17 protein-coding genes are annotated in these 14,547 nt (G+C 59.8%); 13 read left to right on the plus strand and 4 right to left on the minus strand.

The features are described 5' to 3' along the window. Positions 1–114: 114 nt before the first annotated feature. Positions 115–1,149 carry a type IV pilus twitching motility protein PilT gene (locus tag ACZZZU_RS13635; RefSeq protein ID WP_110615318.1) on the minus strand — a complete coding sequence of 345 codons (1,035 nt, stop codon included), beginning with the start codon at positions 1,147–1,149 and terminating at the stop codon, positions 115–117. A gap of 92 nt (positions 1,150–1,241) precedes the next feature. Here ACZZZU_RS13635 and ACZZZU_RS13640 point away from each other — a divergent pair, with 92 nt between their 5' ends. From ACZZZU_RS13640 to ACZZZU_RS13700, 13 genes are all read left to right on the plus strand, one after another. Beyond that, on the plus strand, positions 1,242–1,949 hold the full coding sequence (locus ACZZZU_RS13640; RefSeq protein ID WP_463550906.1) for a YggS family pyridoxal phosphate-dependent enzyme: 708 nt from the start codon (positions 1,242–1,244) through the stop codon (positions 1,947–1,949). 52 nt (positions 1,950–2,001) lie between these two features. Further along, positions 2,002–2,835 (plus strand): pyrroline-5-carboxylate reductase, encoded by an 834-nt coding sequence (gene proC / locus ACZZZU_RS13645; RefSeq protein ID WP_122492109.1) that lies wholly within the window; start codon positions 2,002–2,004, stop codon positions 2,833–2,835. A gap of 10 nt (positions 2,836–2,845) precedes the next feature. After that, entirely contained in the window at positions 2,846–3,436 is a 591-nt protein-coding gene (locus ACZZZU_RS13650; RefSeq protein WP_463384183.1) for a YggT family protein, read from the plus strand. Positions 3,437–3,706: 270 nt separating this feature from the next. Continuing rightward, entirely contained in the window at positions 3,707–5,689 is a 1,983-nt protein-coding gene (locus ACZZZU_RS13655) for a dynamin family protein (RefSeq protein ID WP_463550907.1), read from the plus strand. A 62-nt stretch (positions 5,690–5,751) separates the two neighbouring features. Beyond that, on the plus strand, positions 5,752–5,940 hold the full coding sequence (locus ACZZZU_RS13660; protein ID WP_122492112.1) for a hypothetical protein: 189 nt from the start codon (positions 5,752–5,754) through the stop codon (positions 5,938–5,940). Beyond that, positions 5,940–6,551 (plus strand): zeta toxin family protein, encoded by a 612-nt coding sequence (locus ACZZZU_RS13665; RefSeq protein WP_463550908.1) that lies wholly within the window; start codon positions 5,940–5,942, stop codon positions 6,549–6,551. The genes ACZZZU_RS13660 and ACZZZU_RS13665 overlap by 1 nt, the downstream gene beginning before the upstream one ends. 72 nt (positions 6,552–6,623) lie before the next feature. After that, positions 6,624–7,763 carry a homoserine O-succinyltransferase MetX gene (gene metX / locus ACZZZU_RS13670; protein WP_463550909.1) on the plus strand — a complete coding sequence of 380 codons (1,140 nt, stop codon included), beginning with the start codon at positions 6,624–6,626 and terminating at the stop codon, positions 7,761–7,763. A gap of 8 nt (positions 7,764–7,771) precedes the next feature. Further along, the gene (metW, locus tag ACZZZU_RS13675; protein WP_122492114.1) at positions 7,772–8,392 is read left to right on the plus strand and encodes a methionine biosynthesis protein MetW; all 621 of its coding nucleotides are present in this window, start codon (positions 7,772–7,774) and stop codon (positions 8,390–8,392) included. A 26-nt stretch (positions 8,393–8,418) separates the two neighbouring features. Further along, a complete protein-coding gene (locus ACZZZU_RS13680; RefSeq protein ID WP_122452965.1) occupies positions 8,419–8,841 on the plus strand; it encodes a DUF4426 domain-containing protein in 423 nt (140 codons plus the stop codon). Continuing rightward, positions 8,838–9,446: an RdgB/HAM1 family non-canonical purine NTP pyrophosphatase gene (gene rdgB, locus ACZZZU_RS13685; RefSeq protein ID WP_463550910.1), complete on the plus strand. Its 609-nt coding sequence runs from the start codon at positions 8,838–8,840 to the stop codon at positions 9,444–9,446. Before ACZZZU_RS13680 ends, rdgB begins: the two co-directional genes overlap by 4 nt. Continuing rightward, positions 9,443–10,651: a radical SAM family heme chaperone HemW gene (gene hemW / locus ACZZZU_RS13690; RefSeq protein ID WP_463550911.1), complete on the plus strand. Its 1,209-nt coding sequence runs from the start codon at positions 9,443–9,445 to the stop codon at positions 10,649–10,651. Before rdgB ends, hemW begins: the two co-directional genes overlap by 4 nt. Positions 10,652–10,682: 31 nt before the next feature. Beyond that, complete coding sequence (locus ACZZZU_RS13695) at positions 10,683–11,006, plus strand: DUF3392 domain-containing protein (RefSeq protein WP_122492118.1); 324 nt, start codon at positions 10,683–10,685, stop codon at positions 11,004–11,006. A gap of 51 nt (positions 11,007–11,057) precedes the next feature. Next, positions 11,058–11,312, plus strand: coding sequence for a hypothetical protein (locus ACZZZU_RS13700; RefSeq protein ID WP_463384188.1), 255 nt, complete (start codon positions 11,058–11,060; stop codon positions 11,310–11,312). Positions 11,313–11,437: 125 nt separating this feature from the next. Here the strand turns inward: ACZZZU_RS13700 and ACZZZU_RS13705 are convergent, their stop codons facing one another. The 3 genes from ACZZZU_RS13705 to ACZZZU_RS13715 form a co-directional block, all read right to left on the minus strand. Beyond that, positions 11,438–12,760: a DUF1329 domain-containing protein gene (locus ACZZZU_RS13705; RefSeq protein WP_463384770.1), complete on the minus strand. Its 1,323-nt coding sequence runs from the start codon at positions 12,758–12,760 to the stop codon at positions 11,438–11,440. A 205-nt stretch (positions 12,761–12,965) separates the two neighbouring features. Continuing rightward, positions 12,966–13,613, minus strand: a complete 648-nt coding sequence (gene trmB / locus ACZZZU_RS13710; protein ID WP_241000495.1) for a tRNA (guanosine(46)-N7)-methyltransferase TrmB — start codon at positions 13,611–13,613, stop codon at positions 12,966–12,968. A 95-nt stretch (positions 13,614–13,708) separates the two neighbouring features. Beyond that, positions 13,709–14,503 carry a thiazole synthase gene (locus tag ACZZZU_RS13715; RefSeq protein ID WP_122452972.1) on the minus strand — a complete coding sequence of 265 codons (795 nt, stop codon included), beginning with the start codon at positions 14,501–14,503 and terminating at the stop codon, positions 13,709–13,711. Between the last annotated feature and the right edge of the window lie 44 nt (positions 14,504–14,547).

Genomic DNA, 14,547 nt, shown 5'->3' on the forward strand with positions numbered 1-14,547 from the left:
ATAGGACGAATCGGCAGCGCGCGTGTACCGCCACCGAGACAAATAAAGATCCACGCATAGTCTGCTGTCTGGCCCACAGTTCCAAGACAGCAGTGACGCAGGATGGGATACGCGTCAGAAATTTTCCGGGGTTTTCGCTTTTTCTTTTGCCGCATCGCGGGAAACCAGACCTTTAGCCACCAGGCCCTTGAGGCACGAGTCGAGCGTCTGCATGCCCAGCGCGCCACCGGTCTGGATGGCCGAATACATTTGCGCCACTTTGTCTTCGCGGATCAGGTTTCGAATCGCCGGGGTGCCGATCATGATTTCGTGTGCGGCTACCCGACCGCCGCCGATTTTCTTCAGCAGGGTTTGCGAGATAACCGATTGCAGCGATTCGGACAACATCGAACGCACCATCGACTTCTCTTCTGCCGGGAACACGTCGACCACGCGGTCGATGGTTTTTGCCGCAGAGGTGGTGTGCAGCGTACCGAATACCAAGTGACCGGTTTCCGCAGCGGTCAGCGCCAGGCGGATGGTTTCAAGGTCGCGCATCTCGCCGACCAGAATGATGTCCGGGTCTTCGCGCAGTGCCGAGCGTAATGCTTCGCTGAAGCCGAGCGTATCGCGGTGCACTTCACGCTGGTTGATCAGGCATTTCTTCGACTCGTGAACGAATTCGATCGGGTCTTCAACGGTCAGGATGTGGTGATATTTGTTGCTGTTGATGTAGTCGAGCATGGCCGCCAGGGTGGTGGATTTGCCCGAACCGGTCGGCCCGGTCACCAGCACGAGGCCGCGCGGCACGTCGGAAATCTTTTTGAAGATTTCGCCCATGCCCAGGTCTTCCATGGACAGAACCTTGGAAGGAATGGTCCGAAATACCGCACCGGCACCACGGTTCTGGTTAAAGGCGTTTACCCGGAAACGCGCGACGCCCGGCACTTCGAACGAGAAGTCGGTCTCCAGGAATTCCTCGAAATCTTTGCGCTGCTTGTCGTTCATGATGTCGTAGATCAGCGCGTGCACTTGCTTGTGGTCCAGCGCCGGCAAATTGATGCGGCGGACATCGCCGTCAACCCGGATCATCGGCGGCAAACCCGCCGAGAGGTGCAGGTCCGAAGCGCCCTGTTTCGCGCTGAAGGCGAGCAGCTCAGTGATATCCATGGAATTCCCTAATTAAGTGCGTCTAATGACGAGCATCAAATGACAAGCAAGCAGGTAGAATGCCGCTGAACCACTGGCGGCTGGTGTAGGTAATGTCCACGATAGCAGAGAATATTGCAAAGCTCGGTGAGCGTATCCGTGAGGCGGCGCAAGCCTCGCAGCGAGATTTTTCACAGGTCGGCCTGCTGGCCGTGAGCAAAACCAAACCCGCAGACGCCATTCGCGAAGCACACGCCGCCGGCCTTCGCGATTTCGGCGAAAACTACCTGCAAGAAGCCCTGAGCAAACAGGCCGAGTTGACCGATTTGCCCTTGATCTGGCACTTCATCGGCCCCATCCAGTCGAACAAGACCAAAGCCATAGCCGAGCACTTTGACTGGGTACATTCGGTGGACCGCCTGAAAATCGCTCAACGCCTCTCTGAACAACGCCCCGCGCACCTGCCGCCGCTGAATGTTTGCCTTCAGGTAAACGTCAGCGGCGAAGCGAGCAAGTCGGGCTGCACGCCGCAAGACCTTCCCGCCCTCGCCGCCGCCGTCGCGCAATTGCCGCGCTTGAAACTGCGCGGGCTGATGGCCATTCCCGAGCCCACCGACGACTACTGCGCCCAGCACGAAGCCTTCGCGACGGTGCGCACCTTGCAAGCCGCCTTGAACATGCCCGCGCTGGACACCTTGTCGATGGGCATGAGCCATGACCTGGAAGCCGCCGTGGCCGAAGGCGCCACCTGGGTGCGTATCGGCACCGCGCTGTTCGGCGCGCGCGACTACGGCCAGGCCGCCGGCGCCCCCACTCAATGAATCTGACCTGCATAAACGGTCACAACCCATGCCTCTATAAAGGAAGCGTTTTATGAGCAACCCCCGTATTGCCTTTATTGGTGCCGGCAACATGGCCGCCAGTTTGATTGGCGGCCTGCGCGCCCAGGGCATGGACAGCAAGCAGCTCTGTGCCAGCGATCCGGGCGCCGAGCAGCGCAGCAAAATTGCCGGCGAGCACGGCATTGATGTGTTCGCCGACAACGCCGACGCGGTGAATGGCGCCGATGTGGTGGTGTTGTCGATCAAGCCGCAAGCGATGAAAAGCGTGTGCCTGGCCTTGGCGCCTCACCTGAAAAGTAACCAGCTAGTCGTTTCGATTGCCGCCGGCATCACCTGCGCGAGCATGCAAACCTGGTTGAGCACGCCGACAATCCCGACGCGACCCATCGTGCGCTGCATGCCCAACACCCCGGCATTGCTGCGCCAAGGCGTGAGCGGTCTGTTCGCCAACTCCGACGTTTCCGGCGACCAACGCGCCCAGGCCGAGCAATTGTTGTCGGCAGTCGGCGTAGCGTTGTGGCTGGATGAAGAACACCTGATTGACGCGGTGACCGCCGTGTCGGGCAGCGGCCCCGCTTATTTCTTTCTGCTGATCGAAGCGATGACTGCAGCCGGCGAAAAACTCGGCCTACCTGCCGCCACCGCTGCACAGCTGACCCTGCAAACCGCGCTCGGCGCTGCACGCATGGCAGTCGCCAGCGACGTGGACGCCGCCGAACTGCGCCGCCGCGTGACCTCGCCCGCCGGCACCACCGAAGCGGCCATCAAAAGCTTCCAGGCCGGCGGTTTTGAAGCGCTGGTCGAGCAAGCACTCAACGCCGCGGCGCATCGCTCGGCGGAACTGGCCGAGCAATTGGGCCAATAAGGAGCTGACGATGATTGGATTGAACACCGCTGCCGTTTACATCCTGCAAACGCTGGGCAGCCTGTACCTGTTGATCGTGCTGTTGCGCTTTATTCTGCAACTGGTGCGCGCCAACTTTTATAACCCGCTGTGCCAGTTCATTGTTCGCGCCACCCAGCCGCTGCTTAAACCGCTGCGCAAGATCATTCCGGGCTTCGGCGGGCTCGATGTCGCCTCGCTGGTGCTGGCGATCGTGCTGCAATTCATCCTGATCGCGCTGACCTTGCTGCTCACTTACGGGATCATCGCCAACCCGCTGCAAATGCTGATCTGGTCGTTGATTGGCATCACCGCGTTGTTCCTCAAGGTGTTCTTCTTCGCCCTGATCATCAGCGTGATTCTGTCTTGGGTGGCTCAGGGCAGCCACAATCCGGGCGTGGAACTAGTGAACCAGATTTGCGAGCCGGTGCTGTCGCCGATCCGCCGCATCATGCCGAACCTGGGCGGTCTGGATATTTCGCCCATCTTTGCGTTCCTGGCGTTGAAGCTGCTGGACATGCTGGTCATCCAAAACCTGATGATCATGAGCGGCATGCCGGATGTGCTGCGCATGCTGCTGTAACGCCTGTAGCGGGGCGCTGGGTGGCAAACCCAGCGCCCGTCCATCTCTCCCGGCACGACCGCTCGGTCACGCCCGCCGACCTTAAGGCGGGCTGCCATCCAAGGCTGATTGACGCGTAGGATGCTTCCCGCATAATGCCCCGCAGTCGCAAGCTGCCACTCTAGCGTGCACCCGTCACAGCGTGCCGCCTCGGCGCTTGCCGCCACTGTTGACCACGCCGATCATCGCTAAAAACCAGTCGCAGGATGCGTTGCCCACAGGAGTGCAGGAATGAGCATGGAACGTCTCAGCCAACAAGTCAGTGCATACGTAGGCTGGAAGCGCGAACTGGTTCGGGAAATCACCCGCTACCGCAGTTGGCTCGCCACTAACCGCCTCATCACCGACGCCGTTGAAGCCAAGCTCGACCGCGCCCTGCGCACACTGCGCACCGATCACATCACTCTGGCCTTTGTCGGCGAGTTTTCACGCGGCAAAACCGAGCTGATCAACAGCCTGTTTTTCTCCGAATACGGCCAGCGCATGCTGCCATCTCACGCCGGGCGCACCACCATGTGCCCGACTGAGCTGTTTTTTGATCCACGCTCGGAGCGTTCCTACATCCGTCTGCTGCCGATTGAAACGCGCATGACAGACGCCAGCGTCGCGCAGTTCAAGCGCATCCCACGGCACTGGGTGAATATTCCGCTAGACATCACCGACCCCGACAACATGGTGCAAGCCTTCACCCAAGTGGCGAAGACCAAACCCATGGCGGTCGAGCAGGCCATTCAACTGGGCTTCCACCCGGACATGCTCGAAAGCGCCGGCAAACCCGGCCAGGTTCTGGTGCCGGCCTGGCGCCATGCCATCGTCAACTTCGACCATCCGCTGCTGCGCCAGGGCCTGCGCATTCTCGATACGCCCGGCCTCAACGCCTTGGGCAGCGAGCCGGAACTGACCTTGTCGATGCTGCCAAGCGCGCAGGCGATCATTTTCCTGCTCTCGGCAGACACCGGCGTCACCGCCAGCGACATGGCCGTGTGGCAAACCCACATTCGCCAGCTCGACGAAGAAACCCAAAGCAGCCTGTTCGCCGTGCTGAACAAAATCGACGTGTTGTGGGACGACCTCGCTGGCGAGGCGTTTGTGCAGAACGCCATCAGCCAGATTCAGAGCGCCACGGCCAAACAACTCGGCATCGGCATAGAAGACGTGCTGCCGCTGTCCGCCAAGCAGGCGCTGCTGGCCAAAGTGCGCAAAGACCAACCGCTGCTGGAACGCAGCCAGTTGGGCCACTTGGAAAACCTGCTGTGCGAACGCATCGTCGCGCAGAAAGAGCGGCTGCTTGAGGATCGCGTGGTTAACCAAGTGCTGGCCTTGCTGCAAAACAGCCAACACGTGCTCAACCTGCGTTTGGAGAAAGTGCGCGAGCAGCAAGCGCTGCTGGCCAACCATCAGCACGACAACGGCCAATTGCTGTTCGAACTGACTGCCAAAACCAAAGACGACCACAGCCAACACCACCGTCGCCTGCTGGGTTTAAAAACCAACCAACGCTTGCTTAAGCGCCAGGGTGACCTGCTGCGCAACGCCGCCCGCTCCGAGCGCCTGGAAGAGCACCTGAACAAGGTGCGCACCAACCTCACCGGAAGCTGGACCACGCTGGGCATCAACCAGGCGATTCTGCATTTCTTCCGCTCCGTGGACCACGACCTCGCCAACCTCGGCCAGGAAGTGGAGATGGCCAACAAAATGGTCTCGGCCATTTACCGTCGCCATAACGAAGAGAACCCGCTGAACGGCGTGGACGCCCCGCAGTTCAACGTGAAGCGTTACCAACGCGAGCTCAAAGGGCTGCAAGGCAAAGCCGACCAGTTCCGCCTGCACCTGCGCACCCTGCTCACCGAACAACGCACCGTGACCCGCCGCTTCTTCGCTACCTTGGTACAGGAAGTCATCGGCCTGCACCAACGCCTGCGCCGCGAAGTGGAACAGTGGGCCGCCGACGCGCTGATGCCGCTGATGCAGCACACGCTGGAACACAAGCAGCTGCTGGAAACCCACATGCTGCGGCTTAAATCGTTGGCGCAGAACACCCAACAGGCCCGCGCCCGCAGCCAGCAAATGCTGGGCTATATAAAAGGGCTGGAGCTGCAACTGAGCCAGGCCAACGAAATGCTGCGCACCCTGCGCCGCCCCGCGCCGATTTCGCGCCAGGGCAAAGTGGTGACGCTGCCCTCCTCGGCTCGTCAGGCGCAGACGAGCGAGTAAGGCGGTTGGCTTGAATGGCCAAACCTCCTATGCTGCCGACTTGGCCACAACGGAGGTTAACCATGAATAGCCAGAACGGTTTCAACCTGATCAGCTCTCAAGATGACCCCAGCGATTCCCAGCTGTCCGAGCTCATGTCGCACGTGAGGCAAGTTGCCCGCAGCCGAGTGACCCGAGTCGACAATCAGCTCAACGAAAGCCTGAGCAAAGCGATCAACGCTAAGAAAGACCAGCACTCGCGCCGCTCGTAATGGCCGACATCAAGCCCAAGCTGCTTGTTTTTGCCGGACCCAACGGCTCCGGAAAAACATCCATCACTGAAATGCTACGCGAGCATCACTGGCTCTCGGACTGCACGTTCATCAATCCAGATGAAATGGCACAGGAGCAGTTTGGCGGATGGAATTCCGAAGAAGCCTTCAAGCAGGCTGCCGATAAAGCGGAGCAACTTCGCGAGCAGTGCCTGCTGGAAAAACGCAGCTTGGCTTTTGAGACGGTTCTCTCAACTGACAGCAAAATCGACTTCATCTTGCGAGCTATCGAAGCCGGCTTCTTCGTTCGGGTCTTTTTCGTCAGCACGACGCACCCGGCTATCAATGCTTACCGCATCACTTACCGCTACATGGATGGCGGTCATGAAGTGCCAATCAACAAAATCGTTTCGCGGTATACGAAGTCGATTGCCAATTGTGTAGTGCTTGCGCGGCTGGTTGATCGTTTGTATGTGTACGACAACTCGATAAATGATCAGGAGCCACGCCTGCTGTTTCGTACAAGCCAAGGTCTGTTGAGCAAGACCTACGCCGACGACAGCGAGATTCCCGAGTGGGCACGACAGATCAAAGAATGCACTGTTGATTGAGCCCCGAGCTGTTCTTGCCGCACGGGACGGTGCTCTTTAGACTGGCGCCTCCTTTTTGCGAGAGCAGGGTCGATGCCCACCGCCTTTCCCGAAGACTCCGTTGGTTTGGTTACGCCGCAAGTCGAGCACTTTGCCGAGCCCTTGGCCTTGGCGTGCGGCCGCAGCCTGGGTCAGTACCAATTGGTGTACGAGACCTACGGCGAACTGAACGCAGCCCGCAGCAATGCCGTCCTCATTTGCCATGCCTTGTCGGGGCATCACCACGCCGCCGGCTTCCACAGCGCCGATGAGCGCAAGCCCGGTTGGTGGGACAGCTGCATCGGCCCGGGCAAGGCCATCGACACCAACCGTTTTTTTGTCGTCAGCCTCAACAACCTTGGCGGCTGTAACGGCTCTACCGGGCCCTCAAGCATCAACCCGGCGACCGGCAAACCCTACGGCGCGGACTTCCCGGTGCTAACCGTGGAAGACTGGGTCAACAGCCAGGCGCTGTTGGCAGATCGGCTCGACATCGGGCAGTGGGCGGCGGTGGTCGGTGGTAGCCTCGGCGGCATGCAGGCGATGCAATGGGCGATCAGTTACCCGGATCGCATTCGTCACTGCTTGGCCATTGCCTCGGCGCCCAAGCTCTCGGCACAAAACATCGCCTTCAACGAAGTGGCGCGTCAGGCCATTTTGTCCGACCCGGAATTCCACGGCGGCCATTTCCAGGAGCACAGCGTCATCCCCAAACGCGGGCTGATGCTGGCACGCATGGTCGGGCACATCACCTACCTGTCCGATGACGCCATGGGCGAAAAATTCGGTCGCGGGCTCAAAAGCGAAAAGCTCAATTACGATTTCCACAGCGTCGAGTTTCAAGTGGAAAGCTACCTGCGCTATCAGGGCGAAGAGTTCTCTGGCCGCTTCGACGCCAACACGTATTTGTTGATGACCAAGGCGCTGGACTATTTCGACCCTGCCGCCGTACACGATGGTGATCTGGCGAAAACCCTGGCCGGCATCAAAGCAGACTTCTGCGTGATTTCCTTCACCACCGACTGGCGTTTCTCACCAGCGCGCTCGCGGGAAATCGTCGATGCGCTGATGGCGGCACGCAAAAACGTTTGCTACCTGGAAGTGGACGCGCCGCAAGGTCATGACGCCTTCCTGATGCCCATCCCGCGTTACCTGCAAGCATTCAGCGGTTACATGAACCGCATCAGCCTCTGAGGATTGTCGTGAGAGCCGATCTTGAAATCATCCAGGACTGGATACCCGCCGGTAGCCGCGTGCTCGACCTGGGCTGCGGTAACGGTGAATTGCTGGCCTGGCTGCGCGACCATAAACAGGTAACCGGCTACGGTCTGGAAATTGACCCGGACAACATCGCGCAATGCGTAACCAAGGGCGTGAACGTCATTGAGCAAAACCTCGACCTGGGGCTGGGCAACTTCGCCAGCAACAGCTTCGACGTCGTGGTCATGACCCAGGCGCTGCAAGCGGTGCAGTACCCGGACAAGATTCTGGAAGAAATGCTGCGCGTCGGCCGCCAGTGCATCATCACGTTCCCGAACTTCGGCCACTGGCGTTGCCGCTATTACCTGGCCCGCAATGGTCGTATGCCGGTGTCGGACTTCATGCCGTACACCTGGTACAACACGCCGAACATTCACTTCTGCACCTTTAAAGACTTCGAGGCTTTGTGCCTGGAGCGCAGCGTCAAGGTGCTCGACCGCCTCGCTGTCGACCACTTGCATCGACACAGTTGGGCCAGCCGTATGTGGCCTAATCTGCTGGGTGAAATCGGCATTTATCGCGTTAGCGGGCCTGGCGTTCAGGAACACCGCATCGCTGTTTGATCCGCCCTCGTTTCAGGAGAATTCCCATGCGTCGCCTCGCCGTTTTCCTTCTCAGTATGTGCCTGGCCTTGCCGGTGCTGGCCGAGCGCAAAGTCAGCTTTGGTGAGCTGGATGTGCACTACAACGCTTTCAACTCCGGCTTCTTGCAGCCCGATATCGCCGCTGCCGCTGGCCTGACCCGCAGCAAAACCCTGGGCGTGCTCAACGTGGCCGTCCTCAAATCCGGCAAAGCCAGCGCCGCCAACGTCACCGGTACGGTCACCGACCTGCTGGGCAAAGCGCGGCCGCTGGAATTCAAGCAAGTCACCGAGAGCGGCGCGATTTACTACCTGGCGCAATTCCCTTTTGAACAACGGGAAGTACTGCGTTTCAAACTGACCGTACAGGTTGGCGAAGGCGCGGCGAACAGCCTCGATTTCAACCAAGAATTTTTCCCGGACGACAAATGAGCCACGCTACTTTCGACCTCAGCCAACTGGTGCTCGCCAGCCACAACGCCGGCAAGCTGAAGGAGCTGCAAGCCATGCTCGGCGACGCGGTGCAGGTGCGTTCGGTGGGCGAATTCAGTGAAATCGAGCCGGAAGAAACCGGCTTGTCGTTTATCGAGAACGCCATTCTCAAAGCGCGTAATGCAGCGCGGGTTTCCGGCCTGCCAGCACTGGCCGACGACTCGGGCCTGGCGGTGGATGCCCTGGGCGGCGCGCCGGGCATTTACTCGGCACGCTATGCCGACGGCCAGGGCGATGCGGCGAACAACGCCAAATTGCTGCTCGCCCTTCAAGGCCTACCGGCCGAAAAACGCACCGCGCAGTTCGTATGCTGCCTGGCACTGGTGCGCCATGCCGACGACCCGCTGCCGATCATCTGCGAAGGACTCTGGCATGGGCGCATTCTTGAGCAAGCCGAGGGCGAACACGGTTTCGGCTACGACCCGCTGTTCTGGGTGCCGGAACGTAACTGTTCCAGCGCCGTACTGACCCCTGCCGAAAAAAACCAGTTGAGCCACCGCGCCCGTGCCATGACGTTGCTGCGTGAGCGTTTGGGCCTGGCATGAACGACACCACAGGCGGGCTGATCTTTCCGCGCGCGGCTGATCAAGGTTCGTTAGATGACGGCAACCTCCTGCAATTGCCGCCCTTGGCGTTGTACATCCACATTCCCTGGTGCGTGCGCAAATGCCCGTACTGCGACTTCAACTCTCACACGGCGAGCCCGGAGTTGCCGGAAGTCGCCTACGTCGACGCTCTGCTGGCGGATCTGGAGCGTGATTTACCGCTGGCCCATGGCCGTGAGCTGACCTCGATTTTCTTCGGCGGCGGCACGCCCAGCCTGTTTAGCGCCGAGGCGTTGGGGCGATTGTTGGAAGGCGTCGAGCGACGCATCCGCTTTGCCGGCGACATCGAGATCACCCTGGAAGCCAACCCGGGCACGTTTGAACAAAACAAGTTCAGCGCCTACAGGCAACTTGGCATCAATCGACTGTCCATCGGCGTGCAAAGCTTCCAGCAGACCAAGCTGCAAGCACTCGGCCGTATCCACAACGGCGATGAAGCCATGCGCGCGGCCGATATGGCGCGTAACGCCGGCTTCGATAACTTCAACCTCGACTTGATGCACGGCTTGCCCGATCAGTCGCTGGACGATGCCTTGGGCGACCTGCGCCAGGCCATTGCGCTGTCGCCGACGCATTTGTCCTGGTACCAGCTGACGCTGGAGCCGAACACGGTGTTTTGGAATCAGCCGCCGACGCTGCCCGAAGACGACACGCTATGGGATATCCAGGAGGCCGGCCTGGCGCTGCTGGCCGAGCATGGCTTCGCGCAGTACGAAGTGTCGGCGTATGCCCGAGACGGCAAGCGTGCGCGGCACAATCTGAACTACTGGAGCTTTGGCGATTTCCTCGGCATCGGTGCGGGCGCCCACGCCAAACTGAGCAGCCCGGACGGGCAGATACTGCGCACCTGGAAAACGCGGTTGCCCAAGGATTACCTCGACCCGACAAAAAATTTCCAGGCCGGTGCCAAGGCGCTAACCGCCGAGGAACTGCCGTTCGAGTTCTTGATGAACGCACTGCGCCTGACTGATGGCGTAGCGGCAGAGCTGTTCAGCCAGCGCACAGGTTTGCCCCTGGCAGCGTTAGCTAAAGCCCGTGACCAAGCACAACAGCGAGGCCTGCTCGTCGCCGACGAAAACCGGCTGGTGGCGACGCCTGAAGGTCAGTTGTTTCTCAACGACCTGCTGCAGTATTTTTTGCCCTGACTTCGACGCCCCGCTGGGCTAAGGACACCAGATGGACCTGATTCTCGACCTGATCGCCACCGTCTCGCGCTGGACTCGTGGCCATCTTTACGACATTTCGCTGGCGATTATGGCCACCGTCTTGGTGCTGTTTGGTCCAGGGATCAACACCTGGATTCAACAACGTATCGGCGGCCTGAATTTTATTTTCCGTACGTTGCTGTTCGTGCTCATCTGCGCGGTCGGTTACGGCCTGGCGATGATTTTCCTCACACCGTGGGTGGCCAAGGGTCTTGGCTACTTCAATAACTACACCCTGGCGCCGGTTCTGCTACTAGTCTTCTTCCTCATCGGCGTGATCGCCGACCGCAACTAAGCCGCGGCTTCCGCCTGGCGGCCATGCGGCAGCCAGCAGAGGAGCAGGGCTATGAAAGCGCTCAAACATCTTTATCTGTACTTCCAGGACGGGCAGCGCTTGATCATGCGCTTCCCCGAACAAAGCGAGGACCCGGTGGTGATTGCGCGCGCGTTGCGTAAACAGCTTGAATCACCGTTTCTGAGCATCGCCGTTAACGGCGACCTTCTGATGATTCCGCGTGAGAGCATCAAGTACCTGCAAATCAGCCCGGCGCCGTCGTCGCTGCCGGAGCCAACCCTGGTGGGCGCGGTGCTGGTGGATTAACGGTCGCCCATAAAAAATCGCGGCTGACCCCGCCCCCACACAATCCAGCCTCGGTGGGAGCGGTTTCAGCCGCGATTCTTTTCAACGTCACGCTATTTCAGAGCGGGCTGCGAGCAGCCCATCAATCAATTCCCTTCGCGGCGCAGCGCCTGCGGCGTGAAGTCACCTGGGCCCAGCTTGGCGTTGAAGTCGTACATGATTTCGTTGTTATCCAGACCATCGGCGAAGTAGCGCTTGCCGGCGAAGTCGTAGATGGTTTCCAACGTGCTGCCGAACATTGGCACATCGTAATAGCTGATGGGGTGGCTTTCCTGCAGGCCGACCAACTTGTCGTCCTTGTCGTACAGGTCTACCGCCAGGATCTGCCAGCTATCTTCATCGAGGTAGAAGCGACGTTTGGCATACGGGTGGCTGAAGCCTTTGCGCAGCGACGCTTCGACGATCCACACGCGGTGTAGCTCGTAGCGCAACAGCTCAGGGTTCACGCTCTTGGCTTGCAGAATGGTGTCGTACGGAATGCCTTTCTGGTGCACGGCATAGCTGTTGTACGGCACGAGCATTTCTTTCTTGCCCACCAGCGTCCAGTCGTAGCGGTCCGGCGCGCCGTTGTAGGAGTCGACCATGTCGGCGGTGGCCATGCCGTTGGTGTCTGGCTGCAACGTGTCGAAGGCCAGCATCGGCAGACGACGCACGCGGCGCTCGCCCCGGTTGAAACGCCACGCTTTACGGATGGACAACACCTGATCAAGGGTTTCCTGCACTACCAGCGCCGAACCGGCGAGCTTGGCCGGGGCGACCACGCTGTATTTGTAGAAGAACAACGTGTTGTCCAGGTCCGACGGGGTCACGCCTTCACGACCGTAGCGGAAGTAGATGTCACGGTCGAGCTTGAGCAGGTTGTACGCACCGTTGGACAGCACCGCTGCCTGGTTGGTGACGAAGTGGATTTGCTCGCCCCGGTAACGCATCACGTGGTTCCAGATCGCTTCCTGGCCGGTTTGTGGCAACGGGAAAGGGATGCCAGAGGCCGCGCCTTGAACGCCGTTACCGCCAGAGATCAGGTCGGCGTTTGTAGCGTTATAGCGAGTGGCGTCGTAGATGCGTTGCGGCGCCGCAGCACTGCGGTGGGTCGGGAAAACGCGCAGGTAATAATCCGGATTGGTTTCCAGCAACGTCTTCAGGCCGATTGGCAGTTGCGCCTGGTATTGCGCGACGTTTTTGCTGTTAACCGTGTATTGCACGGACTCATTGGCATACGGGTCGGGGTGATGCATGCCGGGCTTATAGCCAGGAATCGGCTGCGCCAGACCACCGTCCCACTCGGGGATCGTGCCAGCGGCATTACCTTTGCGTTCGCCGCCCAGCGGGGTGAGGTCGCCGTTCAGCCGGTTGGCCTGAACCGCGTCGACTTTGGCGTATGCATTTACTGCACACATCGCGAGCAGCATTACTCCAATACTTCTCAACACAGACTTTCTCCTTGGGACGAGTCGGTAACGCGCCACCTTTATTATTTATCCAGCCAGTCATGCGTATTGCTGTGGTGAGGTAGCCGGCTTGGGCCGGTCTGATGTAGTAACGGTGCAGCACGCTTTCAACATGTTCCAGGCTGTCGGTAGGAGTTAACTGCCAACAGCCCAGAGCATTTATCGATCAGTCTAGACGCTCAAATTTAAGATCCCACACGCCGTGGCCCAAACGCTCGCCGCGGCGCTCGAATTTGGTGATCGGACGCTCTTCGGGACGCGGCACATAAGTGCCGTCTGCCGCCTGGTTGCGGTAACCGGGGGCGGCTTGCATCACTTCCAGCATCACTTCGGCGTAAGGCTGCCAGTCGGTGGCCATATGCAGCACACCGCCGACCTTCAGCTTCTGCCGCACCAACTCAGCGAATTCAGGCTGCACGATGCGACGCTTATGGTGACGCGCCTTGTGCCAGGGGTCGGGGAAGAACAACAGAAGGCGGTCCAGGCTGGCATCGGCGACACAGCGCTTGAGCACCTCGATAGCATCGCAGTCATACACGCGCAGATTTTTCAGGTCCTGGGTCAACACGCCATTGAGCAACGCGCCGACACCGGGACGGTGCACTTCGACGCCGATGAAGTCTTGCTCGGGCGCAGCGGCGGCCATTTCCAGCAGCGAATGCCCCATACCGAAACCGATTTCCAGCGTGCGCGGCGCCGAGCGGCCGAACACCTGATCGAAATCCACAAAGTCGTCGGCCAGCGGCAGCACGAACAGCGGCTTGCCGATGTCCAGGCCACGCTGCTGTCCTTCGGTCATGCGACCAGCGCGCATCACGAAGCTCTTGATTGCGCGGTGCTTGCGCGTATCGGCTGGGGCTTCGTTCTGGACGTCAGCCTGGGTATCTAACGGTTCAGTCATGTTGGCTCTTACTTGATCAGACCATCCAGCGGCGAAGATGCGCTGGCATAGAGTTTTTTCGGCATGCGCCCGGCGAGATACGCCATACGCCCAGCCACAATGGCGTGCTTCATTGCTTCGGCCATCAGCACCGGGTTTTGCGCGTGGGCGATGGCGCTGTTCATGAGCACGGCTTCACAACCGAGTTCCATGGCGATGGTAGCGTCGGAGGCCGTACCGACGCCGGCATCTACAAGCACCGGTACCTTCGCCTCTTCAAGAATGATGCGCAGGTTGTAGGGGTTGCAGATGCCTAGCCCCGTACCAATCAGCCCCGCCAGCGGCATGACAGCAATGCAGCCCATCTCGGCCAGCTGGCGCGCAATGATCGGGTCGTCGCTGGTGTAAACCATTACGTCGAAGCCATCTTTAACCAGCACTTCGGCGGCTTTAAGGGTTTCGATGACGTTGGGAAACAGGGTTTTCTGATCAGCCAATACTTCCAGCTTCACCAGTTTGTGACCGTCCAACAGCTCACGCGCCAAGCGGCAGGTGCGCACGGCTTCTGCGGCGTCGTAACAGCCGGCGGTGTTGGGCAGAATGGTGTAACGATCTGGCGGAATGACATCGAGCAGATTCGGCTCATCCGGATTCTGGCCAATGTTGGTGCGGCGCACAGCCACCGTCACGATCTCGGCGCCTGAAGCTTCGATGGCGCGACGGGTTTCGTCGAGGTCTTGATACTTGCCAGTGCCCACCAGCAGGCGAGACTGATAAGTGCGTCCGGCCAGGGTAAACGGCTTATCGGTGCGAGATTGGCTCATCGAAAATCCTCATGCAGTAACGCTAATCGGGTGGGCGACAGTCG

The sequence above is a fragment of the Pseudomonas sp. AC136 genome (assembly GCF_979258585.1).